At 28.2% G+C, this 25372-nt stretch carries 26 protein-coding genes and 1 pseudogene; 15 read left to right on the top strand and 12 right to left on the bottom strand.

Features of this window, described 5'->3' with window-relative positions; translation table 11 throughout:
• Nucleotides 1-68: 68 nt before the first annotated feature.
• Nucleotides 69-1352, top strand: coding sequence for a hypothetical protein (locus tag QP548_RS07790; RefSeq protein ID WP_199408696.1), 1284 nt, complete (start codon nucleotides 69-71; stop codon nucleotides 1350-1352).
• Nucleotides 1353-1444: 92 nt separating this feature from the next.
• Here QP548_RS07790 and QP548_RS07785 read toward each other — a convergent pair whose 3' ends face one another.
• On the bottom strand, nucleotides 1445-1888 hold the full coding sequence (locus QP548_RS07785) for an ImmA/IrrE family metallo-endopeptidase (protein ID WP_061427136.1): 444 nt from the start codon (nucleotides 1886-1888) through the stop codon (nucleotides 1445-1447).
• Between the two features lie 117 nt (nucleotides 1889-2005).
• Nucleotides 2006-2548 carry a helix-turn-helix domain-containing protein gene (locus QP548_RS07780; protein ID WP_061427138.1) on the bottom strand — a complete coding sequence of 181 codons (543 nt, stop codon included), beginning with the start codon at nucleotides 2546-2548 and terminating at the stop codon, nucleotides 2006-2008.
• A 961-nt stretch (nucleotides 2549-3509) separates the two neighbouring features.
• Here QP548_RS07780 and QP548_RS07775 point away from each other — a divergent pair.
• From QP548_RS07775 to QP548_RS07760, 4 genes are all read left to right on the top strand, one after another.
• The gene (locus QP548_RS07775) at nucleotides 3510-3893 is read left to right on the top strand and encodes a hypothetical protein (RefSeq protein ID WP_236907346.1); all 384 of its coding nucleotides are present in this window, start codon (nucleotides 3510-3512) and stop codon (nucleotides 3891-3893) included.
• 5 nt (nucleotides 3894-3898) lie between these two features.
• Nucleotides 3899-5434, top strand: coding sequence for a DNA polymerase (locus QP548_RS07770; RefSeq protein WP_242944993.1), 1536 nt, complete (start codon nucleotides 3899-3901; stop codon nucleotides 5432-5434).
• Nucleotides 5435-5481: 47 nt separating this feature from the next.
• Nucleotides 5482-8553: a DNA primase family protein gene (locus tag QP548_RS07765; protein WP_061427141.1), complete on the top strand. Its 3072-nt coding sequence runs from the start codon at nucleotides 5482-5484 to the stop codon at nucleotides 8551-8553.
• A gap of 519 nt (nucleotides 8554-9072) precedes the next feature.
• The gene (locus tag QP548_RS07760) at nucleotides 9073-9666 is read left to right on the top strand and encodes a sigma-70 family RNA polymerase sigma factor (protein WP_061427143.1); all 594 of its coding nucleotides are present in this window, start codon (nucleotides 9073-9075) and stop codon (nucleotides 9664-9666) included.
• Between the two features lie 222 nt (nucleotides 9667-9888).
• Here the strand turns inward: QP548_RS07760 and QP548_RS07755 are convergent, their stop codons facing one another.
• On the bottom strand, nucleotides 9889-10266 hold the full coding sequence (locus tag QP548_RS07755) for a hypothetical protein (protein ID WP_061427145.1): 378 nt from the start codon (nucleotides 10264-10266) through the stop codon (nucleotides 9889-9891).
• A gap of 42 nt (nucleotides 10267-10308) precedes the next feature.
• Nucleotides 10309-10560: pseudogene (locus QP548_RS07750) on the bottom strand (IS1595 family transposase); the annotation flags it as partial.
• Between the two features lie 415 nt (nucleotides 10561-10975).
• Between QP548_RS07750 and QP548_RS07745 the strand changes: the two are divergent.
• The 5 genes from QP548_RS07745 (at nucleotide 10976) to QP548_RS07725 (ending at nucleotide 14730) form a co-directional block, all read left to right on the top strand.
• Nucleotides 10976-11803 (top strand): hypothetical protein, encoded by an 828-nt coding sequence (locus QP548_RS07745; RefSeq protein WP_061429425.1) that lies wholly within the window; start codon nucleotides 10976-10978, stop codon nucleotides 11801-11803.
• Between the two features lie 459 nt (nucleotides 11804-12262).
• On the top strand, nucleotides 12263-12493 hold the full coding sequence (locus QP548_RS07740) for a DUF4318 domain-containing protein (RefSeq protein WP_061427148.1): 231 nt from the start codon (nucleotides 12263-12265) through the stop codon (nucleotides 12491-12493).
• Between the two features lie 410 nt (nucleotides 12494-12903).
• A complete protein-coding gene (locus QP548_RS07735) occupies nucleotides 12904-13134 on the top strand; it encodes a DUF4318 domain-containing protein (protein WP_061427155.1) in 231 nt (76 codons plus the stop codon).
• A gap of 322 nt (nucleotides 13135-13456) precedes the next feature.
• Nucleotides 13457-14440: a GNAT family N-acetyltransferase gene (locus tag QP548_RS07730; protein ID WP_236907349.1), complete on the top strand. Its 984-nt coding sequence runs from the start codon at nucleotides 13457-13459 to the stop codon at nucleotides 14438-14440.
• Entirely contained in the window at nucleotides 14437-14730 is a 294-nt protein-coding gene (locus QP548_RS07725; RefSeq protein WP_236907350.1) for a hypothetical protein, read from the top strand. Before QP548_RS07730 ends, QP548_RS07725 begins: the two co-directional genes overlap by 4 nt.
• Nucleotides 14731-15213: 483 nt before the next feature.
• Here the strand turns inward: QP548_RS07725 and QP548_RS07720 are convergent, their stop codons facing one another.
• Complete coding sequence (locus tag QP548_RS07720) at nucleotides 15214-15522, bottom strand: DUF3784 domain-containing protein (protein WP_061427157.1); 309 nt, start codon at nucleotides 15520-15522, stop codon at nucleotides 15214-15216.
• Between the two features lie 236 nt (nucleotides 15523-15758).
• On the opposite strand from QP548_RS07720, the gene QP548_RS07715 reads away from it, so the two are divergent.
• A complete protein-coding gene (locus QP548_RS07715) occupies nucleotides 15759-16574 on the top strand; it encodes a hypothetical protein (protein WP_061427159.1) in 816 nt (271 codons plus the stop codon).
• 93 nt (nucleotides 16575-16667) lie between these two features.
• Here the strand turns inward: QP548_RS07715 and QP548_RS07710 are convergent, their stop codons facing one another.
• The 4 genes from QP548_RS07710 to QP548_RS07695 all read right to left on the bottom strand — a co-directional run bounded on the left by QP548_RS07710 (nucleotide 16668) and on the right by QP548_RS07695 (nucleotide 20335).
• Nucleotides 16668-17903, bottom strand: coding sequence for an MFS transporter (locus QP548_RS07710; RefSeq protein WP_061427161.1), 1236 nt, complete (start codon nucleotides 17901-17903; stop codon nucleotides 16668-16670).
• A 255-nt stretch (nucleotides 17904-18158) separates the two neighbouring features.
• The gene (locus tag QP548_RS07705; protein WP_061427163.1) at nucleotides 18159-18632 is read right to left on the bottom strand and encodes a MarR family transcriptional regulator; all 474 of its coding nucleotides are present in this window, start codon (nucleotides 18630-18632) and stop codon (nucleotides 18159-18161) included.
• A 415-nt stretch (nucleotides 18633-19047) separates the two neighbouring features.
• Complete coding sequence (locus QP548_RS07700; protein WP_003453973.1) at nucleotides 19048-19443, bottom strand: (deoxy)nucleoside triphosphate pyrophosphohydrolase; 396 nt, start codon at nucleotides 19441-19443, stop codon at nucleotides 19048-19050.
• A 124-nt stretch (nucleotides 19444-19567) separates the two neighbouring features.
• Nucleotides 19568-20335 (bottom strand): class I SAM-dependent methyltransferase, encoded by a 768-nt coding sequence (locus QP548_RS07695; protein ID WP_061427165.1) that lies wholly within the window; start codon nucleotides 20333-20335, stop codon nucleotides 19568-19570.
• A gap of 570 nt (nucleotides 20336-20905) precedes the next feature.
• On the opposite strand from QP548_RS07695, the gene QP548_RS07690 reads away from it, so the two are divergent.
• The 3 genes from QP548_RS07690 (at nucleotide 20906) to QP548_RS07680 (ending at nucleotide 22900) form a co-directional block, all read left to right on the top strand.
• Complete coding sequence (locus QP548_RS07690; RefSeq protein WP_061427167.1) at nucleotides 20906-21358, top strand: YkvA family protein; 453 nt, start codon at nucleotides 20906-20908, stop codon at nucleotides 21356-21358.
• A gap of 462 nt (nucleotides 21359-21820) precedes the next feature.
• Nucleotides 21821-22210 carry a hypothetical protein gene (locus tag QP548_RS07685; RefSeq protein WP_061427169.1) on the top strand — a complete coding sequence of 130 codons (390 nt, stop codon included), beginning with the start codon at nucleotides 21821-21823 and terminating at the stop codon, nucleotides 22208-22210.
• Entirely contained in the window at nucleotides 22211-22900 is a 690-nt protein-coding gene (locus QP548_RS07680; RefSeq protein WP_061427177.1) for a hypothetical protein, read from the top strand.
• 173 nt (nucleotides 22901-23073) lie between these two features.
• Here QP548_RS07680 and QP548_RS07675 read toward each other — a convergent pair whose 3' ends face one another.
• Complete coding sequence (locus QP548_RS07675; RefSeq protein WP_061427179.1) at nucleotides 23074-23391, bottom strand: hypothetical protein; 318 nt, start codon at nucleotides 23389-23391, stop codon at nucleotides 23074-23076.
• A 172-nt stretch (nucleotides 23392-23563) separates the two neighbouring features.
• Between QP548_RS07675 and QP548_RS07670 the strand changes: the two genes are divergently transcribed.
• A complete protein-coding gene (locus tag QP548_RS07670; RefSeq protein ID WP_175582438.1) occupies nucleotides 23564-23824 on the top strand; it encodes a hypothetical protein in 261 nt (86 codons plus the stop codon).
• Nucleotides 23825-23946: 122 nt separating this feature from the next.
• Here the strand turns inward: QP548_RS07670 and QP548_RS07665 are convergent, their stop codons facing one another.
• The gene (locus QP548_RS07665; protein ID WP_061427183.1) at nucleotides 23947-24642 is read right to left on the bottom strand and encodes a radical SAM protein; all 696 of its coding nucleotides are present in this window, start codon (nucleotides 24640-24642) and stop codon (nucleotides 23947-23949) included.
• A gap of 21 nt (nucleotides 24643-24663) precedes the next feature.
• A complete protein-coding gene (locus QP548_RS07660) occupies nucleotides 24664-25368 on the bottom strand; it encodes a B3/4 domain-containing protein (protein WP_061427185.1) in 705 nt (234 codons plus the stop codon).
• Between the last annotated feature and the right edge of the window lie 4 nt (nucleotides 25369-25372).

Below are 25372 nucleotides of genomic sequence, written 5' to 3'. Positions count from 1 at the left end.
AAGAAAAATAAAGCTAACTATCAATATATAAACTAGGATTATAAAACAGAAAGGTTAGAGTGAATGTAGTGTTTCAAATAAAAATTGATACAGAAATTCTTATAAAATTAAGAGAGAAGATAAATGATGAAGTGAACATTTCATATAATAAAGAATATTATTATGTAGTTGATAAGAAAAGAAAGAAAACAAAAGAGTTTCGTGCTTGGGATAAAATATGCGCAATTATGGATAGACTAGATGATACTGTAGATTACTTAAACAATCTTGAATTAAATACGGGTAAATATAGAAAATCTGCTTTTGATTTTTATGACTTTATGAATAATGCATCTGTAGTTGTCGATTGTATAAAAGAACTTACAAAAATTTTTGATGTTGATGATAATTATTTAAAAAAATCAACAAATATTTTTAATCAATTAGGGAAAGATGGTAAAGGAACGGATGAAAAGTATTTTGAATATTTACGTTCTTTATGTTCAGTACATCCTATAGAAACAAGTCGTCATAGAAGATATCAAGATAATGATTTTGAGTGTAGTCCATATGTAGCTTGGAATAATGGAATAATGAGTTTTAATAATGATTGTGATTTGTTTGCTATAGTTTATACAAGTAGAGATGATGAATGGAGTAAGAAGATAGGTATATACATATCACAAGTATTTGAATATCTTAAAACAAGAGTGAGTTTTATTAATAATATTGTAGAAGAAATAGAAAAATATCATAATGAAGTAATATCATTTTTTAAGAATAAGCATATAAAAAAAGTTTATGAATTTGATAATTATATAGGTTATCTAAAAAATTTAGATGAAGAAGCAAAAGAAAGATTTGGATCTGAATATTGGAGTAAATTTGATTATATTATAAAATTACTAACTCTTAAAATATCTAATGAAAAGAATAAAAGTAAAGCTGATTTATATATAAATGCATTAAAATATTCGGTTGAATATGAGCATAATGCTTTACAGAATATGAGCTATTTGGGGTTTGATAACAATGGAATAGTTAATGAAAAAGAGAATTATGAAACATCATTATTAAGTGAATTATGTAGTTTAAATAGTAAAAGTGATGAACAAATAAGATATCACTATAACTTTGAAAAAATAGGGTATTTGAATTATGACTCAGGAGATAATAATAAAAATTGGGCGTATGTAATGTTAAATAAAGCATCTGAATTTTTGGAGAGATATATTTCATTTGAAGGAGCTAAAGGAGATTTTGAACATTATGCATTATTTAAAGTAGCATTATATTTACATTGCTTAGAAAATGAATGTATTGTAAATAATAGTATCCCTAATGATTTACAATATCGTGAAAAGCTGTTGTGATATTAATAGTATTTTTAGAAATTTATAAAAAGACTCTTTATCATAAAGTAGACTATTTAGGATAAAGAGTTTTTATTTTTATAAGAAATATGTTAAGAATTAAGTTTAATCAAAACTAAATTCAAAGGCAGATTTAAGGATTTAGCCATTTCCTCAGCACTTTTTCCTTTATACTCTTTTACCATCTCATCTGATATAAGTAAGTGTGCTGCAAAGATTTTGGCATACCTTTCAAAGTCATCCTTTGGTTCTAATGAGGAATCAGTTACAACATGTATTTCTTCTTTTGGATGAATTAGAAGGTATCCTAATTCATGGGCACATACAAGCCTTTTTGTTTTTAATGAACAATTCTTGTTTAAGTGTATTAAACTTTGTCTTTTATAGGTATGGCAATAGCCATATACTTCTCCTAAGTCTTCTTCTAACAGTATGATTCCCTTTGCTAATACAATTTCTAATGGATCCCTTAATCCATATTTTTTTACTAATTGGTTTGCTAAATTTTTTATATTCATATATATTTTGGATTGCACCAATGAAACTCCTGATTAAATTTTATGAGTTTTGATGCAAGTCCTTCACCTACCTTTCAAATATTTTATAATGAAAGGATATTGGTGTTTTAAGCAGGTTTAATTGATTTTAATTGGCTAATTTGCTTTAGAAGAAAATTTGTTTTTGGCAATTAGTTTTGCCATTTTCATTGAATGTTCTAAGCTTTCCTTAAAAGCCTTTCTTGTTTCACTATCTAGTAGGAACCCCTCAAAGGCTATATTCTTTTCAAAGTTATCTAAGTTATTTAGAGTTTTCTCTAAATCTGCTTTAATATTTAAGGTTTCCTTTTTTGAAAGGGAGCCAGTTGCATAAGTAATATTTAAATCATTATTAATTATTTGCTTTTCAACAATTTCATTTTCAGAAAGCTCCTCAATTTCTTCAAATCTTTCATCTTCTAGCTCTTCATTTAGAGGTTTTAAATAATAATCTTCTTCTAAGAGAGTATCATCAAAAAATGATTTTAAATCAAGCTTTAGAGCTGTAGCTAATGCCTCAATAGTATCAAAGCTAGGGTTATACCTGTTATGTTCTATATCTGATAGATAAGAACGAGATATACCTGTCATTTCAGCTAAAGCCTTTTGAGTTAATTTTCTATTCTTTCGCAATTTTTGTAGCCTATAACCAATAAACATAAGTTAAATTCCCCCTTTTGTTTTAAAGTTTTACTCTGATTTAGAGTGGTTTTGATTTTCATATATATCTTAAAATCAATATCCACTAAAAACAGAATTTTATTTTAAAATTGATTATGGTTTAACTAAACTTTGAATTTAGAATATATAAAGATATTTAGATCTTATTCTAAGTTTATATATTTTGTTTGGAATTTTGAAAATATTAAAATTTATGTAGGGTAACACCTGTATTTTTAGAAAGTAGTGTTACTTAAGTCACTATAAGTTTTAATAGTTCAATCTAATTGTATTTTACTAGGTTAAATGTAAAATATTGTTATAATATTATTTTAACAGGGTAATTCCGAACAATCAATAGTTTTGTGTATATAAAAGTAAAATAATACAGACTTTGTAAGAATGAAGGAGCAAATGAAAGAAATATGAAAATAAAGTAGATTAATTTCTAATAATAGGATAATTTGAATTTTGGAATTGGAAGAAAAAGGTATTATAATGCCATTGTAGGAATTGGTAAGGAGAATACTAGGAGTGTTTGTAATACTGTACACTAATTTGTGACAGTGATACAAATTTTGTAGAAATCCTTATTTGGATATTAGTGTTTAATAAGTAAATATTAAAAATCTCTTTTATAGGTTTTGAAGTAAAGGTTTTAATTGATTGGGAATTTGGAAAATTTATGATTTATGTAAAGATTTAAATGAACTAGCCAGGAAGAATCTTTTTATATAAACTAAAGAATTTAAATTAAAAATACTTAAGCTTATTTTGATTATTTACTATGGAAAATGCGGAGAGAAACTTATTTTTAAGGATTTAAAAGTTAAGATTCATAGGATAAAAATCCAATGGATATTTTTAAAATATTCTTATAAAAGGTTTAAAGGGTAATAGTCAGGGGATAAAAATCTTAAGTGAAATAATTGAAATTTTTTATATAAGGAGAGAAGAAGTTATGGGAAATTACAGGGCTGTTTTTACTATTAGTGAGGTTATGAAGTATTTAAACATTCATGATAAGAAGGTTGTGGCTTTTGATATTGAATGTGCACCAAAGAATGAGTGGTTTAGATTAAATGAGAAGAAGGCTGCTTTAGATCCAGATAAGGGACATATTGTGGGTATATCCCTTTCTGTTAAGGAGGGTACTGGTATTTACATCCCTTTAAGGCATAGAAACGGGAAAATTGTTGATGATGTTCATAGAATGATAGCTTGGCTTAAGGGCTTTGTTTTTCACAATGAGAGTCTTATAAAGGTTGCTCACAATATAGCCTTTGAATCTTCCTTTATGAGTACGGAATTGTTATTAAGGAACCTGTTTTTGATACTATGCTAGGTAGTATGCTTACTTTTAAGAGTTTTGGAGAGTTTAGAACTTTAAGGGATAGTGGTCTTAAACTTCTTGCAAAGGAGATATTTAATGAGGAATTGCCTAGTTTTTCCCATGTGGTTAATGGAACACACTTTGATAATTTGCATTCTGAGCATAAGGAGACTGTAAGGTATGCCTGTGCAGATAGTGATTATGCCTTAAGGATTTATAACTGGTGTATGGAGTGGTTTGAGACTTATATACCAGAGCATAGGCTTGTATGTGAAAGGGTTGAAAGTCCAGCAGCTGTTTATACTGGTATTATGAAAAAGAACGGTATTACCCTTAATAAGGAGCTTTTACAGGAGTTTAACAGGAGAGCAGAGGAAGAGCTTGAATTTTGTAAAAGGGAGATTTTGAGCTTTGCAGATAGGGATGTTAACCTTGGGAGCAATCTTCAAACTCAGGATTTTAAGGATTTTCTCTTTAAGGATTTGAGGCTACCTGTTCTTAAGATATGTGAAAAGGGTGATCCTTCCTTAGATGATGAGAGCTTGATTCTCCTTGAAGAGTGGTGTCTTAGAAATTTTAAGAAGGGGGCTTATCTTATAGAATGCATAAAGAGGCATAAGAGGGTTAGTAAGCTTAAATCTACTTATATAGAGGCTTTGGGGAAACTTTTAAACTGCGAAACAGGGAAGATTCATACAGATTTTTTCTCCATGGGAACTGAAACTGGGAGATTTTCTAGCAGGAATCCAAATCTTCAGAATCTTCCTAGAAAGGATAATGACCATTTAGGCATTAGAAAACTTTTTATTCCTTCACCTAACCATGTGTTTTTGGATTTTGACTTTTCTCAGATTGAGCTTAGGGTTGGAGCTTATTATTGCAGAGATAGGAAGATGATTAATGCTTTTATGAAGGATTTTGATATTCATGGAATAACAACTTCTATTATATACAATATCCCCTTAGAGGAGGCTACAGACAGGAATCATGAGGATTTTAAGAAGAGAAGAACCATAGCTAAAAACTGTAACTTTGGTGTTTTCTTTGGACTATTTCCTAAGGGACTTCAAAAAACACTTATGTATAAGGGTGGAATTAATATAAGTGAAAAGGACTGTGAAAGGATTATAAGAAATATAAAGGACGGATATCCAAGGCTTTCAACTTGGCAAAAAGATACTGTGAAGGTTGCAGCGTATAGGGGATATACAAGGAGTAGAACTGGTAGAAGACGTTATTTAAAGGATATAAAATCTAAGGACTGGAATAAGAGGGCTGTATCTGAAAGGTGTGCACTAAACACTCCAATACAGGGAACAGCAGCAGACATAATAAAAATAGCCATGGCAAGGATACTAAGGGAGTTACCAGAAAGGGACTATATAAAACCCCTACTTCAAATACATGATGAACTTTTGTTTGAAGTTAGGGAAGACAAGGTTAATGAGTCTATAGTATTCATAAAGGATTGTATGGAGAGAACTCCCTTTAAGGATTTTAATATACCTATAAAGGTGGAGTATTCTGTAGGATATAACTTTGATGAGGTTTAGTTAAAGGTGGTAGTTGGAATTTTTAGAGATGAAAGGGTGTTTGAAAATTGAATAAAGAGGAATTTGGAAAGTGGGATTTAAGGGAGGCAAGAAGGTTTTTAGAATGTTTTTGCAAGGGCGAAGGCTCTGAAAATTCTTGTGGAAGGATTAATATTAGAATTTTTTCTGATAAGAAGGGTATAGGCTTTAAGGGAAAGAACCTAAGCTTTAATATAAATGATTTTCAGTCTAAAAGCAAGGTTTTAATGGCTCATAATGAGGCTAATAGAGGCATATTCTTTGTGGTTAACTCTGGAGGAAACAGTGATAGGAAGATAAATAAAATTAATGCTCAGTTTTTTGAGTGTGATACTCTTTCCTTAGAGGATCAGCTAGAGAATATAAGCAAGTTTCCACTAGAGCCTAGTATTATAGTACAAACTAAGAAGTCCCTACATGTATATTTTCTAATAAAGAATGGAAAGGTGGAGAAGTTTAGGGATATACAAAAGAAACTAGCCAAGCATTTTAATGGGGATGGAAGCTGTATAAATGAGAGCAGAGTCATGAGAGTGCCAGGTTTCTATCATTGTAAGCAGGAGCAAGTAAGGGTAAAATGCATAAAGTTTAATCCAAATCTATTTTATACTCAAGAGGATTTAGAGAAAGAACTTAGTTATAGCGAAAGTGAGTTCATCGTAAATGATGATAATTATATAAGAAAAGAAGAAACAAATAAAGCAGGAAAGAATTTAAGTAGGGGTAATTTAGAAAGATTAGATAATACAAGGAATTCAAATAAAGAGAATTTAAAATGGTTAGAGCCAACAAGAAATTTAAATGAGGGCAAATTAGAAAAGGGAGAGCCTGCAAGTAGTTTAAGTAAGGGGAATTTAGAAAGGAGAGAGGATACAAGAAGTTTAAATGAGGAGAATTTAGGGGAGTCAGAGTGTACAAGCAATTTATTAAGTGAAATTAGTGATATAGGCATTGAAAACAATAGTAAGAACTTAGAGAGTTACATTTCAAATTATCATAGTGATTTACAAGAGAGTACCTTATTAAATAAAGAAAACATTTCAGAGAATTATAGAAAAAGCATTTCAGAAAAGAAAAGTGAAGGTAGAAATAACAAATCTAAAGAGCAAGTTTTATATGAGAGTGAAGAAAACTTGCATAGCATGTCAGAGGATAATATTTCAAAGAATAATCAACTTAACATAGAAAATACTGTGGATGAAGAAGTAAAGAGTGAAAATGGATTAGAGGTTGTGTGTTTTAAATGTGATTTTATAAAGCACTGTAAGAAGAACTCAAAAACTCTTTCTGAGCCTTTATGGCATGGAATGATTACTAACCTTGCTCTTTTTAATGGAGGAATTGAAAGAATCCATGAACTTAGTAAGGGGTATAAGACCTATAGTGAGAAAGAAACTGAGGGGAAGATTAGTAATTTTCTAAAGTCTGGTGCAGGTCCTATGACTTGTGAAACCCTTAGAGATAGAGGGTACACTTGTCCAAGGTACGGTAAGACTTGTTATGGCAAAAGTCCAGCCTCTTTAGCTTTTAAGCCTTTAACTGTTAAGGATATTAGAGAGTGCATAAAAACTTTGAAGGTTAGTGAAGTTTCTAATGCCACCAATGTAGATACTGCCCTTAGGTTCATAGAGAATTATATGTATAACATTGGAGTAGCTTTAGGTAAGAGTCTTATTGAGGAGGATTTGGCTAATCATTTAAAGATTAAGAATCCAAAGGATATTATTTCATTTTATAGGGAGGTTATTAGGAATTTTAAGAAGGAAAGGGGCAATAAGGCTAAGAGTAAAAATAAGAGTAAACCTAAGAATTCAGGGAATCTTCCATGGTATGAGGAGCAGGAAAAGGGAATTAAGTTCTTGCCCTTTGTTTTGGCAAAGCATTTAAGTGAGACTAGAGATGTTTACTATGGTGGGGAATCCTTTTTGATATATGAAAATGGAGTTTATAACATTAGTGGAGAGAAGGAGGCTGGAAGAATCATCATGGATTATATGCTACCTAATTATTGCATTATGGCCTCTATTAGGGATTGTAGAGATCAGTGGGACATACTTGTTTCTAAGGATTTTGATGATTTTAATAGAAATCCTTATTTGGTTAATGTAAGAAATGGACTTTTAGATATTAGGGATATGAGCTTTAAGGAGCATACCCCTAATTATTTAAGTACAGTTCAGCTTAATGTAGAGTATAATCCGCAAGTTGATTGTCCACAATTTAAAAAATTCTTAAATGAAGTACTTGATTGTAAGCTAATTCCCTTAGTTCAGGAGATAGTAGGGTATTTACTTACCACAAATACTGCCTCTCAAAAGGCCTTTGTATTCTGGGGACCAGCTAGAACAGGAAAAAGTACACTTTTATGGGTGGTGGAATATTTAATTCTTGGGAAGAAAAATGTAAGTAATATACCCTGGCAAGAGATTGGAGATAAGTTTAAAACAGCAGAGCTTTTAGGGAAATTAGCAAATGTATTTTCAGATCTTCCAAGTAAATCCATAGATGATACAGGCATATTCAAGGTTGTAACAGGAGAGGATTATTTAATGGCAGAAAAGAAAAATAAGAATCCATTTAAATTTAAGCCCTTTGCAAGGCTTGTCTTTAGTTGTAATGAACTACCTAGAAACTATGTGGATAGAACAGAAGGATTTTATAGAAGACTTATAATTGTGCCTTTTAATAGGCAAATAGAGAAAAGTAAGATAGATAAAGCCTTAAAGTACAAGTTTCAAAGAGAAAAGGAAGGCATATTAAATTGGGCCTTAGAAGGATTAAAAAGGCTTTATGAAAATAACTTTGAGTTTAGTGAAAATGAGCTGACTGATGGTGTTAAGAAAGAATATAAGCGTGAGAATAATAATGTTATTTCCTTTGTAGAGGAGTGCTGTGAAATTGATAGTTTATTTTCATGTAGTAGGATAGAGATTTATGAAGCTTATAAGGAGTTTTGCGTGGAAGCAGGTTTAAAAGCACTTTCTCAAATAAAGTTTAATAAGGAGCTAGAAGGTAATTTTAATATAACTAGATCTAGAAGTGGAAAATTAAGATCATGGAATGGAGTAAGAATTAAGTTAGATGATTTAATAATTAGGTAGTATGACGGAGTTGTGACGGACTTGTGACGGACTTTGAGCCAGAGCTTTCTTAGTGATACCAAGGGTTTTGACGGAAGTGACGGACTTTTTTTACTCCTATATAATAGGGAAAAATAAAAAATAGTATAAAAAAAAGACATTTATTAAATACCCTATATATAGTGAGTGAAAAATAGCAAAAGTCTGGTAAAGTCTGTCTGAAGTTAGTTATATCAAGGGTTTAGAGTGTGACGGACTTTTTAAAAGTCCGTCACAGTAGATGTTTTTATTGAGGTTTTTAAGTATTTATTATGAAATTAGGTGAAAAAATAGTGCTTTTTAAATAAAAATGGACATGCTCTGGGATAAGAATAATATGCTTTAGAAGTTTTTAATAAAGGTGGACAAACCTTGGGATTGTTATGATATTAGATTTAATAAATTTTAGGTGTTTTAAATAAAAGTGGACAAGCTTTAAAAGGACTAAAATTTAATTGAAATATAGTAAATAAAAATATATTTATTAGGGGTATAGGGTTTATGAATAAGGAAATGGTTGATCTTTTATTAATAGAGGGGAAAAAGGGAAATAAGGAAGCCATGGAAAAGCTTTTTGAAATTCACAAAGGATTGATTTATAAGTATTCAACTAAGTATTTCATAAAGGGATATGATAGGGAGGACTTAGAGCAGATAGGGTGGATTGAGTTTATGAATGGGGTTAAGAAGTATGATGGAAGCTTTGGAATAGATTTTGTAGCTTTTATAACCATTCTTTTGAGAAATAAATATGGCTGCATGCTAAAAAGAAAGGAGATTGACATGAAATTTTCAAGCCTAGACACACCAATTGGGGAGGATATAACAATGAAGGATACATTAGAGGATGATTTTTCCATGGAAAATGACTTTGAGCATAGAGAGGAAATGGAGGCACTATTAAATGCTATTAGTAACTTGGATGATGAGGAAAGGGAATTTATTCTTTATATTAATGAGGAGAGAGGAAATATGCAAAAGTATTATGAGGAACATAAGAGTGAAATGACCTTTAATGCTGTTAGATATAAAAAGAAAAAGATAATGGATAAGATTCAAAAAGCTCTTAAGAAGAAGGGAATAAAGGTAAAGTAAGGGGGAGCTAGTGGGTTAGAAATATTGTGGAAAAATTTAATAAAATGCTTAATTATAGATTAATAAAGGTTAAGTAGAGATTTATTTCTAGTGTGGGAAATATTATGGACAAGCTACTAATTATATTAAAATAAGGCTCTATTTTAAATCAAGATTGATAATAGATAGTATAAAAGTGGACAAATAGTAATCTTGTCCACTTTTATTTTAAATCGCAATATATTAAGAGTGCACATTATATTTAAGAACTATTTTATAAAAATTATAAAATAATACAACAATCATAACAAAGAATCCAAATGTATAAGCTATTCCATCATATTTAAAAAATCCATCAATGCTCAATGAATTTTTTAAAATAATAAACCAAATTATTGTTGGTAAGCTTAATAATAAAATATTAAGAATATGAATCTTACTTTTATTAATATAAAGAACTTGAATAATTAGATATAAAATTGTTACTATAATATAAATTATTACTTCTTTTAATGAAGAGAATGCGTTTATATCAATAGTAATTCTTGTTGCATATATCCAATTTAAAGTACCCCAAATAAATAATATAAAACTAATAAATATATCTGTAATTTTATGCATATATCCCTCCTGATTAATTAATAATTTAATACGATTGTTCAAAACTTTATCTTTGCTAATACCTCGCTTTTTGAATTGCTTACCTCTCTTACGAGAAGGTCTTGGCATATTAGTAGGTTTAGTTCACTTATAAGAATAAGCAAAGAAAACTTCATCTGCTTCAACCACACCATCAACAGAACCTACACCAAGAAACTCACTGATACAATTAAGTATCTTATGTGGCCAGTAAAAAGAAGTTGCAATATTAATTTCTACTTCTTCTACTGATTTTCTTATAGAAAAATCATTCAATTCTAATTGAGTCAATAGTTCTTGTTGTACTTTCCCTGATAAGGCTTTTGCTTATGCCAATAATGATGTTAGATTGCTTTGCTCATGGTGATACCTCCTAAAAATTGATTATATACATATAATAACCTATTTTTTGTAAAATTATCATATATAAACCATTATTTAAAACAGAGTCTAAAATAAAATTTTTAACTGAGAAAAAGATTAAGATAAGATACTTAAATTGTGTTAAGTGTAATATAAGAATAAAGTTTAAAAAGGTATTTTATGCTATAATTATTAAAATATCTTAAATTAAAAAATACAATATATTTGAAAGGAATAGAGAATGAAAAAAAGAAAAAGACTTTTTCTAAGTATCATTTTTTTTGGTACAATTTTAAATTTAATTCTTATATTTTTAGGGCTTAAAGTATTGGTAAAGAGATTAGAGATAAAAATTAATGAAGAGCCAAAAGTGGTGGAGGCACAATTCCCTTACAATACAGAATTTGATAATTATAATATAGAAATAAAGAAGCCTAAGGTAGTAAATCACTACATTCTCTTTGATTACACTATTTCTACAAAGGATAATTCTCCTATAGAAAAGGAGGATTTCTACATTACAGGTAGTCCAAGCTTTCCAGACATAGCATATTTTATATCATCACAAAATGTTTTAACAAAGGTAGAGAACAATAAAATGAGAATTGTTGATGCTGGAATAATTGTGGCTAGAAAAGACTATGATAAATACGTTAATAATTTTGATTTTTTAGTAAATGCCAGAGAAAAGGGAAGCAGTAAAAATCTCTTTGAGGAAAAAAGGGTAGATACAACTATAAAAATGGAGGGGGTAGTTTATCCAGATAAGGAAAACTACAAGGAGATTAAAAAGACTTTTAAACTAGATGATATTGATTTTGAAGTTTTAAGTATAGGAAACTTTGACTTTGGAACCTTTATACCTATATTTGTAGGAAACATAAGCAATGAAAAAAGCAAAGAAATAGAAAATAAATATGCCCTTAGAATTGAAGGGGAAAATATAAATGCAATTTATGACTTAGAAAAATGGGTTGGATTTTATGAGCAAGTAATAAAAAGATACAGTAATATTGACCAACGCTACAATGCAAATTCCCAGTATGATCAGTTCTACATGGGAAAAATCTTCTATAATCCAAAGGAAGTAAATAAGGACAATGTAAAAATATATCTAATAAACAAGGAAACCAATGAAGAAGTAAGAATAAATTAAACTTACATCCATAAAAGATTTGCAGTAAAAACCTTATTGCAAATCTTTTTAATATAAAGTGAAAAAACATCCATCTAAGAAAAATCTATAAATCAAAAAGTATATCTAAGTTAAAAAACTCCCTAAGTAAAAACTTTTATTAAGTTGATAATGCCTTCAAAGGAAAATAACCCTAAGAAAAAATATAAAGTGTAAAAAACTATGAAAACCCTAAAATATCTAAGGCAAAAAAGTATCTTCAAGTGAAAAAATGCTTTCAAGTAAAAATCTCTTCAAGCAAATATATTTTAAAGTTAAAAAATACATTTAAGTAAAAATACTTTTACAGAAAATTATAGGCTATAAAGGAATAAAATCTATGGGTATTTATATATATTTGAATAAATGAAGTAAATTTTTTTATAATAAAAATTTTTTTAGGAAAAAAGAGAAAAATAAATTTTTAGGGGTGTAGAGACTATGGCTAGAAAGTGTTTTTTTATTGATTTAGATGATATGCCAAAAACTGATGAGGATATTTGTTTAGAAGTTGAAAGGTATTGTGGGAAGAATAATTTGCCCTTTAACTTTGTAAAAAAAACTTCACCTGTAATTGCTAAAATTAAGGATAATAATTATGAAATTACAAAGAAATATGAAAATGGAAGATTCCTTAATCGTTGGATTTTAAGCTGTAAGGCAGTAAATTAAGGCATAAAGCGTGGTGGATTTTTGAAAATGATTTTACTGTTTTAAGTTGTAAATTATTAACTTAAAGTTTAAAGTGTAGTGGTTTTTAAAAAATGATTCTACCTTTTTAAGTGGCAAAAGAATAAATTAAAGTATAAATTTATTTAAAATTCTCAATATATTGAAAAATATGGATAATAATTATATAGTATATATAACAGAATTCATAAATGCTTCATGAAAAGAGTAGTGAACTACTTATAATAACTATATAGCATAGAAAATAGCTACTTTTAAATAGTGTAAAACAGCTAATTTAAAATAGCACATGTACTAGCTACTTTCAAATGGTGTAAAATAGTTAATTTTAAAATCAATTTATCCAATATAATAAACTTAAAAATTAACTTTATTAAGGGGGATTAGAATTTATGTTTAAAAAAGGCTTTTTAATTGATTTAGATGTTGAACCTAAAACAGATGATGATATTTGCTTAGAAGTTGCAAAATACTGTGGAAAAGATGGCTTGGCCTTTGAGTTTATTAAAAGAACTTCACCTGTAATTGCCATGATTGATGGAAGAAAATATGAGATTAAAAAGACATATCAGACTGTTAGACTGCTTAACTGCTGGGTTTTAAGTTGTAGGGAAATAGACTAAGATTAATTTATCTTAAGATAAAAAATGCATATTAAACAGAGTTTTTGTATGAAGCATATTAAAATAAAGAGGCATATTAAAAAATTTCCAAATAAAAAGTTATATTAAAAAGTTGCTAAAATTTATCTTCATAGTTTTAGCACATTATAAATTTAAAATAAAAGAAAAATAGGTAGATTACATTTTTAGGTCTATCTATTTTTTTATAATTTAATTCATAGGAGCATTGATTTTTATAATAACCATGGTATAGACTATTTTTATAATTAAACATAGGATTAAGAGAAGTACTTAGATTTTTAATAATAAGGGAGAGAGAATTATGGGGAAAGATTATTTAAAAGCAGATGAAAAGGATTATGAGGAGTTAGTTGACTTTATAAATTATGTATTTAGTCATTCAGGTGGAAAAACGGATTTTCCATCCTTATTGCCTAAGGTATATAAGAATAAGGATAAAATTAAGTACCATCATATAATAAAAGTAGATAACAGGATAAAGGGTGTAGTAGGGGCTTTTCCATTAACCTTAAGCTTATTAGATGAAAAAGTAAATGTTGTAGGAATTGGAAGTGTATCAGCTCATCCCTATTCAAAGGGACAAGGTTATATGAAAGAACTTATGAATAAAGCCCTTTGTGAGATGAAAAATAAGAATGTGGATATGAGTGTTCTTAATGGGTATAGGCAGAGGTATGAACACTTTGGATATGAGCCTTGTGGACAACATATAAACTTTAATATTCTACATGTAAATATAAACTATAAGCGTGATGAATTAATTAATAAGGGAATAAGCATTCATTTATTAGATGAAAATGATCCTAATATAGTAGAAAAGGCATATAAGCTTCATTGTAAGAAAAATGTAAAAATAGAAAGAAAAAAAGAAGAATTCTTAGATATATTAAAATCATGGAATTGCAGAATTTACTCTGTGTTTAAAAATGGCGAATTTATTGGATATATTTCCTCAAACAATGGGTTTATTGAAGAAATAGTTATAGAGAATAGCAATGATTTAAATTTTGTCATAGCTTCATACATAAAAACTTTTAATCATAATGAAGTAAATGTAAGGGTTCCAGTATATGAAAGAGAGAAAATATCACAGCTTTTAAAGATATGTGAAAATTATTCAATTACTAAAAATAATAATTTTAGAATATTTAACTATGAAAAGATAGTGAGAATAATGCTAAAACTAAAAGTCACTTACTCAAATCTAGAAGATGGGGAGTGTAATATAAAAATAATAAACTATGGAGTTTTAAAGATTAAAGTTCATAAAACAATGTGGAAGTGAAAAAAGTTGAAGAGAAAACCTATAAAGCTAAAGGAAATTTCAACAATAGTGAAGATGTAATTTATGAAGAAAAGGAATATTTCCATAGTAGTGGAGAAGAAATCTATAAAGATAAGGAAGCTTTAAATAGCAGTGAAGAGGAATTTCATATTGAATTAAATGAGCTAGAAGTAATGGAATTTCTATTTTCACCAATAAAATCCTACTTTAATTTCAATAAAGATACTCCAAGTTTTTTAAATAGCTGGCTACCACTTCCATTATACATAGACAATTTAGATTGTGTATAATAAATTAGGAAGAGATAATAAACATTTAAATAGTGAATAACCATTTCACTAAGCTTATTATGAAAAGAGCTAATAAAATTTGTTATATCAAAAAATAGCCTCACAGGAGTTCTTATAGGAAATCTACATAATTTATAACTTTTTTACAAGTTTTCAAAATAATTTAACAAGAGTTCTTAGATAGAGCAAAGAAATTTTAATATAATCATAAAATAATATTAATAGAAAATAATAAAAAACCTTATCATTTACTTACAAATGATAAGGTTTATTTGTTTTTTTAATATATTCATTTAGTAAAGAACTTTATCATTTATGCTAAAATCATAAGGTTCTTTTATCTTAAACAAGCATAAGAAGCTTTATTATACTTTTCATGAATATTTTTATTTTTGATTTTCCTACATTATATAATAAGGGGTTATTATCTCATATAACAATGTGAGAATTTCAATAACTTTAGAGAAAGTAATTTTATACTTCCTAAAGTATATGCCCTGCAAATTTTTTCTGTATAACAAAAAGTGCTACAACATCTAAAATACAAAGAATAAATATACTAAGTTGCATTTGTGCAAAAGTTAAAATTTCAGTAAATCCTAAAATAGAAAAGCCTATAAATACTACGCCTAAAAGGAATAAGCATCCTCCTATAAAGCTACAATAATTTTTAATGTCCTTTACTCCTCTTAGATGATAATCGTGTATTAAGCTTGTTTTTTTCTTAACCATTATTAAATATCCAAAAACAGAGAAAAGTATTCCTACAGCTCCTATAATAAACTCAAACATAAAATCACCTTCTTAAAAAATTATACTTATCAAAATGTTCTATATATCTTTATTGTAACGAATTACAGATTATTTTTCAATTATTTCCCAATAATATATAAATTTAGCTTTCTATTTTTATAACTTAATTTGCATTTAAACTAAGATTTAGTAATAGAAGATTTACATATTTCAGTTACTTTCCATGCTATAATATTAAAAAGTAATTTACTGGTATTTTATTAAGGAGAAGTAAAATGAAATATTATAGATATATTATAACTTCAATTGCAATTTTCGCTGTAGCAATGGGAGTAATGAAAAGTATATCCCAAATAGATGGGGCGTTAGGAAATATATTTGTTACAATGCTATTTTTAGGTATAATTATGTTTACCTTTATTATTATATGTATAAATATTTTAAAGTTTATTAGAGTGAGAAAGAATCTGCAAAATGAAAAAATAATAAGATGGTCTTTTACTAATGAAGAGTGGAGAAGATATATAAATAATGAAACAAAGGAAAGATTAAAATGCTTAGGTAATGGATTGAAGTATGTTTATATAATGTATATAGTGTACGCTCTAATTATTTTGGAGCCAATAATACTAGATGCTATAGAAGGAAATATATTTATTGACACTGCCAAGCCAGTTATAATTAAGCTTATAGCAGTAGGTTTTTTAGTAACTATAGTAGTATTGATTTACAACTTTATAAAAACAATGTTTTTCTACTTCACTAATATAAATTCTAATGGTGAGATTATAATGACAGACAAGGCCATACTAATAAATGGAGAACTTAATGAGCCAGATAATTTTACTAGAATATTTCCTAAATCAACCACAGTAAAAAGACAATATTCTCTTTATTATGATGATTCTACACAGTTTAACATGTTAAAGATAGAGAGTGGAGAAACTGAAAGAACAGATTATAAGGGAGATAACTTAAATATAATTAAGGTTATTAGAATTCCCATAAAAGATATTTTTGTTATGAGTAATATTAAAAAAACTTTTGGCATAAAGTTGAAGAATAATAATCAAAAATTTAGAAAATATTAAAGTCTTTTGCATAAAAATAGAGAGAATTGGCTTAGAGCATAGAAAAATAGTGGTTCAGAACTTGACCTTTAGTTCTGAGCCATTATTAATATGCTACACATCTATACTAACACTCTTATAAAGAATTGGTATTGCCAATGCTATTAATATCATACCCATAAAAGTAGGGGAGGAATGACCAAGAGATACATATATTTGCCCTCCTAAAATAGGGCCAATTATTCTTGCTAGAGATTGAAGAGCTTGGCTCCCTCCTTGAATCCTTCCTTGTTCACTAGAATCAGTAGACTTAGATAGCATTCCATTAAATGAAGGTCCAAAAATTGAATCTCCAAAACCAAATATAAACATTCCAACTATGAAAAAAGGATAGAATGTGAAAATAGCTGATGCTGCAATAAGAGCATATCCTATAATTTCAGAGACCATTCCAAGGATTGCTATCTTTACATCACTAAGTTTCATTAAAAGCTTTGGCATTATTAAGCCCTGTGAAATAATATCTTGAATACCCATAATTGAAAACATAAGTCCAATTAATGTAGGTGTCCAATTGAAAGTATCCATTGTAAATAGTGAAAAAATTGATTGTAAAGATCCATTAGGTATCCAAATTAAGAAAGCTGAAATAAGTAGTCTTTTTAAATTTTTCATAGAAAGTACACTTATAAGCTGTGTAAAGGGATTAAGTCTTACAAGGGAGATTTTCTTAAGTCTATTATTTTCATGAAGACTTTCAGGCATATATAAGATTCCATAAATAAAGTTTAATAAGGTTATTATTGCTCCAAAATACATTGGCACAGCATAGCCAAATTTGGCAAGCGCTCCACCTAGAGTAGGGCCAATGGCAGCACCTATACCTGCACTTGCACTTATCCATCCAAAGTATTTAGTCCTTTCTTCCTTAGGAGTTATATCTGCAAAATATGCAAAAATTGTGCTTATGCTCCCACCTGTTACACCATCTATTATACGTCCAAGAAATAGTACCCATATAGAGCCACCTATACCAAAGATTAAGTACCCAATTGAGGAACCTAAAAGGCATATTAAAAGTATGGGGCGACGTCCATATCTATCACTTAAAGCCCCAAGTCCAGGAGCTACAAAAAATACACAAATTGCATAAACTGAGGTTAGTAGAGTAACGAAGAAAGCTTGTTCACCAGCATTGCTTACATAAGGCTCCACTAAAAATGGAACAACAGGTGAGATAATACTAAAGCCCATTCCACAAAGGAATACAGACATAAGACCAAAGAGGAAAGCCTTCTTATCCACTGTTTCTTCATTTTTTTCTTTATTATATGATTTTAATTTAGTCATTTAAAATCTCCTTTCAAAAATTTGTATTGTTTCCTTGTCAACAATAATAAATTAATTTTGTTTCTTTGTCAACAAAATTTCAAAAACAAAAAAGCAGTTCCTTCTCAATAGAGTTGGACTGCTTGTATTTTTATTATTTAAATTTATTTTAATATTTGTTTTGTTTGCCTTAGGTAAAACTCATTTTAAATTATTCAGACTTAATATTTACCCATGTTATCACAGAATTAGACGCTAGATATGAACCATTTTAATTTATTCTGACTTAATATTTAACCCAATCTTCTTTATTTCTTCATCTAAATGATCACTATATTTTTTGGCAAAGTTAATCATATAATCAAATTGTTCCTCAGTTATCTGCTCAAAAACAGCTTTATCACGCTCTTGAAACTCTTTATGGAGATCATCATGAATCTTATTAATTGCCTTTCCTTGCTCAGTAAGTCTAAAATAGATTTCCTTTTTGTTGTCTTGCTTTTGGTAACTTTCAATAAGGCCCTTTTCCATAAGTTTCTTACTTAACTTACTTATTGCACCCCTAGTCATATAAAAGGACTCTGCAAGTTTTGTTACATTACAATCTACATTCTTAGCAATATATTCAATACAGTGTATTTCAGAAGGCTTATACCCCTTAAGACACTTTTCCATCTTAGACTTATTAAGCCAAGCCATCTTGTTAAACAAGTCCCTAAAACCACTTATAACCTGTTCCTCTTTGTTCATGGTCTGTCCTCCCATCCCTTGGTTCATTAAGAACATTATATTAAACTTTTGTTTCTCTTTCAACAATACCAAAGGATAAGCCCAGGAATTTGATGAAACACTTAAGGGATTTTATAGAACATTTGAGAAATTATTTTTGAATTTCTTAAATGTGCCAATATACATTTAACTTTCCTTTTATTTAAGGATTTTCATAATAAGTTTGCAAAAATAGCAATACACAGCGAAAAGAAATACATATTAAATGAAGAAAAATGGTACGATTTCAATCATAATGTTTTAAAATATATAAGAGTTAATGAAAGACTAAATAGAAACTTAAAATTAGACGAGCAGTTTAGTTATTTTGGAGGAATAATAGATGAGTCCATATTATAGATATAAAAAAGAAAAACAGGAGATTTCTCCTGTTTTTTTATTTCTCACTTACTAATTGCTTTACGGCTGGAACATCAGCAGGAGCCCATGAAAGAGTTTCAAGGTAATCTACTGGAAGCCATATAAGTTTTGCATGTTCACTAGCCTTTGGAGTCCCATTAACAAGTTTACATCTTAATGTTATTAAGTTAACTATAACTTTCTCATATTCATGAGTATTATCATTAAATGTAGATATGTATTCTATATCACAATCTAATTCTTCTTTAATTTCCCTAACAATTGCTTGTCCTACAGTTTCCCCTTCCTCAATCTTTCCACCTGGGAATTCCCATTGCTTAGGAAGAGTCATATCCTTTGATCTTAAGGCACAAAGAATTTCTTTCTTTTCATTTTCAATTATAGCACCAACTACTTTTACTGTTTTTTTCATGATTTTTTCTCACCTCGAAGATTATTTTATCATAATTACAATTGAGATCAAACTTTAGATTAATTTATAAATAATTTGTTGGTTATATTTGGATAAATAATTTAATATTAGATTATCCTAGAACTTATTTTCTAGCTAAATATAGTTCCATGGTGTCATATATTTTTAGCAAATTATTATGTTCTAAAATAGCTTCCTTAATTTCTTCTTCAAATTTTGCTTTTATGGCTAGGTTCATGGTTCTATGATCTGAATAGGTGTTTAATAATGATATATAATCACAGGCATTAAAGATTCTAGTTTTGTGATATAGTTTAAGTTCAACATCTTTAAATCCATACTTCTTTAACTTTTCTAAAAGTTCTTTATAATGCTCTTCATTATTTTCTATAGGTTTAGCCTTTGAGGGCTTATACTTCTCATATATACTTTGAATTTTTTGGTGCAATAAGTCATCCTTACGACCTATGAAGGGTTTATTCCAAAATAATGCTAAGGTTCCACCAGGTTTTAGGAGTTTCAAGGCCTTGGGGTATCCTATATTTTCATCAATCCAATGAAAGGCAGTTGCAGAATATATAAGATCAAAGGTATTTTCATCACCATTAAAATCCTCAAAGGGAACATTTAATATATTAAAGTTTTTATAGGCTTTAAACTTATTTTTAGAAAACTCTGCAAGATTCTCTCCAAGTTCAATAGCTTTTAAGTCACATCCAGTTTTAAGAAAGGGAAGAGTAGCTTGGCCAGTACCAATTCCAATTTCCAAAGCCTTTTTATGCATATCTAATTTTGAATATTCCATAATATCATGAAATAATTCCTCACAATAGGTAGGTCTCCATTTCTCATAATTCATAACATCCTCATTAAAGGTAAAACGTTTGTCCATAATACACCTCTTAAAAATTAAATTTATACCATAATATTTTTTATACAATTTTTATTATATTATAAAACTATTTTAATGTGGGATTAAAACAAGTAATTGTTTGGCCAATTGGTGGAACTTTATTTGGACTATTATGTTATGCTATTTCAAAATCAAAGATAAAGAAAGTAGTATAAATTTAGAAACTTGCTAACTAAAGTAAGTTTAATAAGATTTATTTAACTTGGGAATTATATTATATAAAGGAATAGGTTTTAAAGAAAGTTACAGGAGTCTAGGCAGAAGAATTAAATTATAAGAACTAGAAATATATTATATAGAAGAATAAAGTTAGGATAAATAGACAAGGATTATAATTTTAGAACTCGATATTATAAGTATTGTATGTTGAAATATCTTTACTTGCAAAAGTAAAAGAAATAGCAGTTGACCAATACGTAAATTTTAATCTTATATTTACTAAGTTTCTTGCAAGGATATAAGAAATAGTAGCTAAGAAAATATTATCTATTATATGTTGAAATAAACATAATATTAGGAGTATTATATATTGCAAAGGAGGGATTTAGTATGAGTGAAGAGAACAAGGAACTAATTATTGAAGAAGTTGAGATTAAGGGTAAAAAGCGTAAAATAAATTTAGAAAAATACTCAAAATTCTTTTCTGATAAGGACTTCTTTGATAAATTAAGAAAATTTGCTAAAAAGGCTGGTATCAAGGTAGTTTACACATGCCTATTGCTATATTACACTTTGAAAAAGGATACAACCCCTAAGTGGGCCAAAAGCATAATCATAGGTGCCTTAGGATACTTTATCTTTCCCATAGATTTCCTTCCAGATATTGCACCAATTGTGGGATACACAGATGACTTAGGACTTTTAATACCTGCCCTTGGAGCAGTAGCATTTTACATTGATGAAGAAGTAAAAGAACAAGCCAAGAACAAACTAAGAGATTGGTTTGGAGAATATGAGGAAGATTCCCTAGAAGACATCAATGAAAAAATAAGTAGAGGATAAAAAATCACTCTGAAAACTAAATTTATAGTATATATGAAGAAAATAAAGCTTATATAAAAAACAAAAAATAATATTTAAAAATTCCAGGTCATATGAAAGGTTTTATAACTATTTTCATATGACCTCTTTTTTATATTATTAAAAGAAGTGATTCAAAGGAATTTTACTTTTATAAAAGGAGAATTTTCTATGATAAGTGAAGAGTATTATCAAAATTTAGTTAAAAGTATCAATAAAACTCAGCAAAGAATATTATCTAAATTCATTGAAAAATATTATTTAAACCTTTAGGTAAACTTCATTAAAAAAACATAAAGCTCAGTAGAATTTTATAATAAGTATATAAAACATAATAAGGTGCTATTTTAAAATCTATATTTGTTTATAAAGAGGAATAAACTTAACTTATTAACAAAATTGCTATATAATGTTAATAAAGTATAAATTAAAGAGGTAAATATTATGAATAACAATAAAAAATTTAAGTTTATAGTGTATTTAGATAACAAGGAGTTAGTAAAGCAATTTTTCTATACCAACATTGCTCCCTTTACATATTACACTTTACCAGTCTGTGGAATACCTGCTGGAAAGGTTATCTTTGAAATAGAAAATAGAAAGATTTACTTAAAAGTAAAGTTAAATGATTTTGAAAAGGGAGAACACATTGAAACCTTAAGTGAAATAGGCTTTGAGGATTTAGATGATTTCAACATTAATGAAACAAAGAATAAGGATGTGTATCACATTACAATGACCAAGAAAAGACACAAAGTAGGACTAAACTGTATCAATGGGTTAAATGATGAGCTAGCTAAGGAAATAGTTCAGTATGTAAGGAAGAGTGCTTAAATGCATAGTTCAAAGAAGTTAAATTCATATATTGTGGCAAATCTAATAATCATAGGAATTATTTTAGTAATCAGTATCTTAATGCATAGAACTAGTATAATATTTTTCTTGAATTTAATTTTAATAGGAGCTTTAAATATTGCCCTTTTAAATAGAGCAAAATATTCCTTAGACCTTTTAAGAAAACTAAGAAAACTAGAAGATGTGGATTTTCCAAAATTTAAGGATATTTCAATGGTGCTTTTAGGGATTTTATTTTCAATAGTTACATATACAAGCCTATTTTTAGATTCTCTTGGAATCATAGATATATCCAAAACCCTTGGAGAGAGTGGACAAACCAACAATATACTCCTATCTATCATACTTTTAATAATTTGCCTTTGGGCCTTTATAACTAATTTATCAGGAGCAATTGTAACAGAATCCACTAGCAAAGGAAGAAAATTCTTTGACCTTAGTGAAAACACTGTAGGCCTTGGAAATGAAGCACTAAATAGATCAACAGGCTCCTTTAAAGATGGAATTATACTTGGCTACTACATTTTCTATTTTAAAAATATACAAGTATCATACAGAGATAAATCAGGAAACATCATTGTAGAAGGCTACGACAAAAGTCCCTTCAAAATAACCATTGCAGCAAAAAGAAGTAAGAAGTATTTCTCCAAAATTTTAGATGTGGATTAATGTAAATAACCTAGGAATGCATTTATAAATAGTAAACTTATTAAATCTAAAATAGATTTAAGGGTAATAATTAAATATAAAGTTATAAGAGTTCTAAAAATATCAATGCACAAAGATAATAAAAATGATACCAACATAGGTATCATTTTTTTATTTTATAAATTAACTTCACACTAGGAGATTTTTTTATTAGTTTCCTTTAAAAATAAATATTTATTCTTAAGGAAAGTTAAATAAAGTGGGAATAAAAGTTGTTTCCAACCATTTATATAATTACCACAATCAAAAAATATGGTTTCATTATCTGAAATAGAAAAGTTCAATTTAGGGCTTCTACACCAATCTATTTTTAGGTAAATTGTGTGATCACCTTTCTCTAAATTTATTTGTTTTGTTTCCCCACATTTTATCTTTCCATAATAGGTATCATCTATAATTATCTTATAAGATCTCATCACATCAAGTAAGTTATCTCTATGTATTATTATCATAAATATCCCACCTTTTATTACCGTAATTTATATGTATATTTTACTAAGATTTAAACAAATAGCAAATAAAAGGAGGATGGATTTGTTAATTATATTTACATTATTATTTTTAGTGCTAATAAAATTATTTAGAGTAAAATTTAAATCCGTATTAATTTTTTTAGGAATAATTATGTTTTTACTTTTATTTATACTTTTAAACTTAGAATTTTTTGTTTCAATAGCAAGTGAACCTAATGCAGATATATTTCCAACAATGTTTTTGCTTGCTTTATATACAACATTGCCATTTCAAAGTGTAATAAATCTTTTAGTAGGCTATAACATAGAGAGTTTGTCATACTTAATACTTCCAACATATATGGTAACACTAAGCTTATTAAGTTATAAGGTACTTAAATTTAAACCTCAACAAAATAAACAAGATGAGTAATTTTAGTTTTATAATAAGAATTTAAAAGTAAAAATGGACATGATATCTGTCCATTTTTACTTAATTATTAATAGATACTTATTAAATTTAATTTAGAACTTTAAATCTAATAATCTATGCATTTAGCAGTTTACAGCTAATAGCTCCCTTGAAATTTCCTCAAATCTTTCATCAGATATACCAAGTTTTTTCTTAAATATATCATCATCAATTCTAGCAACAATAACCTCATTAGGTGAGATTGTTTTTATAACTTCCTTCAGTTTATTAACTGATTCAGGGTCATCATTATATCCCTTAACTATGGTTATTTCAAATATGAATTTGCCATTATATTGTTTATTAAAGGAAGCCATATTTGATATGTATTCATGAAGGGTATAGCCTTCAATTGGTCTTTGAACCTTCTTAAAATCTTCCTCTGTTATTACCTTTATTTCTCCAATAACTTCATCACATTTATTAGCAATCTTTATATAATCATCCTTTCCTAGGATATACCCATTAGAAAGTAGTCTTACAGGAACTCCCTTTGATTTTATAAAATCTATAATATCCTCAATTTTATCATTTATTAAGGCTTCTCCTTTTGAATTAATAAAGATTAGATCGGGGTTTGTATCATTAATCATATTTTCTAGTTCAATTAATGACTCATCCACATTATCAAAGGATTTTTGAGTATCTATTTTATTCTTTGATCTTCCTATAGGACAAAATATACAATCAAAATTACAGTACTTTTCTGGAAGTACATTAATCTCTAAAACTCTCTTTCCATCCTCAATATAAACCTCTTTATAGGTAAAATTATTCATAAACTTATCCTCCGTAAATACTTAGATTATAGCTTCCTTATTATTAATATGAAGTATTGAAATCTCAGATTTTCCACCTAAGTTTTCCTCTACTAATTGAGATAACTCTTTTAAGGCATTTTCAAATTCTTTTTCTCTATTTTCATCAACTAACTCAATGCATAAGAAAGCATTTTTTGTATCTTCTGTTAACATAGTTCTTACTGACTCACGCCAATTCCAACATCTGCAAATAGCTCCTTCATCATCTTTATAAACTATTTCTCCCTCATATGGTGGCTCACTTTTATCTGATCCTAAGGTAATAAAACTTTCATCTCCTGTTGCCTTACTTAATCTTATATCTCCAATAAACTTATCCATATCCTCTCCACCACAAGGCATGGCATACTTTAATGATATAGAGTTGTAAATATCAACTAGAGGGTTAATTGTTCCTAATCCTTTACCAGTAGAAACCCTTTTTAACAAAGCTTCAATTGATGACCTTGCCCCTTTTTTAGTTTTAAATCTCTTAAATGCATCTCTCCATACCTTAATAACTTCATTGCTACTAAATTCTTCATTAGGCAAGTGAGTTAAAGCTTCCTTTTCTACTTGAGAAAGCATATCCTGGTATTGGTTCTCATCTTTTATAGTATTATCTATGCCATTGCAAGTGATAATACCTATCTTTGCATTAGGGAATAGCTCCCAAAAATCATCCTCAATAATAAACTTTTTCATAACA

It is taken from the genome of Clostridium sp. UMB9555A (assembly GCF_030222355.1).
Classification (GTDB): Bacteria; Bacillota; Clostridia; order Clostridiales; family Clostridiaceae; genus Sarcina; species Sarcina perfringens.
The sequence above is the reverse complement of the archived record's forward strand: the minus strand, read 5'-3'. Positions and strand labels throughout refer to the sequence as shown.

What these genes read in the sequence shown, in the direction of transcription:
- QP548_RS07780 (WP_061427138.1), bottom strand. Translation starts at nt 2,548, where the DNA reads ATGTTTATTGGTTATAGGCTACAAAAATTGCGAAAGAATAGAAAATTA.
- QP548_RS07775 (WP_236907346.1), top strand. Translation starts at nt 3,510, where the DNA reads ATGGGAAATTACAGGGCTGTTTTTACTATTAGTGAGGTTATGAAGTAT.
- QP548_RS07770 (WP_242944993.1), top strand. Translation starts at nt 3,899, where the DNA reads ATGCTTACTTTTAAGAGTTTTGGAGAGTTTAGAACTTTAAGGGATAGT.
- QP548_RS07760 (WP_061427143.1), top strand. Translation starts at nt 9,073, where the DNA reads ATGAATAAGGAAATGGTTGATCTTTTATTAATAGAGGGGAAAAAGGGA.
- QP548_RS07755 (WP_061427145.1), bottom strand. Translation starts at nt 10,266, where the DNA reads ATGCATAAAATTACAGATATATTTATTAGTTTTATATTATTTATTTGG.
- QP548_RS07740 (WP_061427148.1), top strand. Translation starts at nt 12,263, where the DNA reads ATGGCTAGAAAGTGTTTTTTTATTGATTTAGATGATATGCCAAAAACT.
- QP548_RS07735 (WP_061427155.1), top strand. Translation starts at nt 12,904, where the DNA reads ATGTTTAAAAAAGGCTTTTTAATTGATTTAGATGTTGAACCTAAAACA.
- QP548_RS07730 (WP_236907349.1), top strand. Translation starts at nt 13,457, where the DNA reads ATGGGGAAAGATTATTTAAAAGCAGATGAAAAGGATTATGAGGAGTTA.
- QP548_RS07720 (WP_061427157.1), bottom strand. Translation starts at nt 15,522, where the DNA reads ATGTTTGAGTTTATTATAGGAGCTGTAGGAATACTTTTCTCTGTTTTT.
- QP548_RS07715 (WP_061427159.1), top strand. Translation starts at nt 15,759, where the DNA reads ATGAAATATTATAGATATATTATAACTTCAATTGCAATTTTCGCTGTA.
- QP548_RS07710 (WP_061427161.1), bottom strand. Translation starts at nt 17,903, where the DNA reads ATGACTAAATTAAAATCATATAATAAAGAAAAAAATGAAGAAACAGTG.
- QP548_RS07705 (WP_061427163.1), bottom strand. Translation starts at nt 18,632, where the DNA reads ATGAACAAAGAGGAACAGGTTATAAGTGGTTTTAGGGACTTGTTTAAC.
- QP548_RS07700 (WP_003453973.1), bottom strand. Translation starts at nt 19,443, where the DNA reads ATGAAAAAAACAGTAAAAGTAGTTGGTGCTATAATTGAAAATGAAAAG.
- QP548_RS07695 (WP_061427165.1), bottom strand. Translation starts at nt 20,335, where the DNA reads ATGGACAAACGTTTTACCTTTAATGAGGATGTTATGAATTATGAGAAA.
- QP548_RS07690 (WP_061427167.1), top strand. Translation starts at nt 20,906, where the DNA reads ATGAGTGAAGAGAACAAGGAACTAATTATTGAAGAAGTTGAGATTAAG.
- QP548_RS07685 (WP_061427169.1), top strand. Translation starts at nt 21,821, where the DNA reads ATGAATAACAATAAAAAATTTAAGTTTATAGTGTATTTAGATAACAAG.
- QP548_RS07680 (WP_061427177.1), top strand. Translation starts at nt 22,211, where the DNA reads ATGCATAGTTCAAAGAAGTTAAATTCATATATTGTGGCAAATCTAATA.
- QP548_RS07675 (WP_061427179.1), bottom strand. Translation starts at nt 23,391, where the DNA reads ATGATAATAATACATAGAGATAACTTACTTGATGTGATGAGATCTTAT.
- QP548_RS07670 (WP_175582438.1), top strand. Translation starts at nt 23,564, where the DNA reads ATGTTTTTACTTTTATTTATACTTTTAAACTTAGAATTTTTTGTTTCA.
- QP548_RS07665 (WP_061427183.1), bottom strand. Translation starts at nt 24,642, where the DNA reads ATGAATAATTTTACCTATAAAGAGGTTTATATTGAGGATGGAAAGAGA.
- QP548_RS07660 (WP_061427185.1), bottom strand. Translation starts at nt 25,368, where the DNA reads ATGAAAAAGTTTATTATTGAGGATGATTTTTGGGAGCTATTCCCTAAT.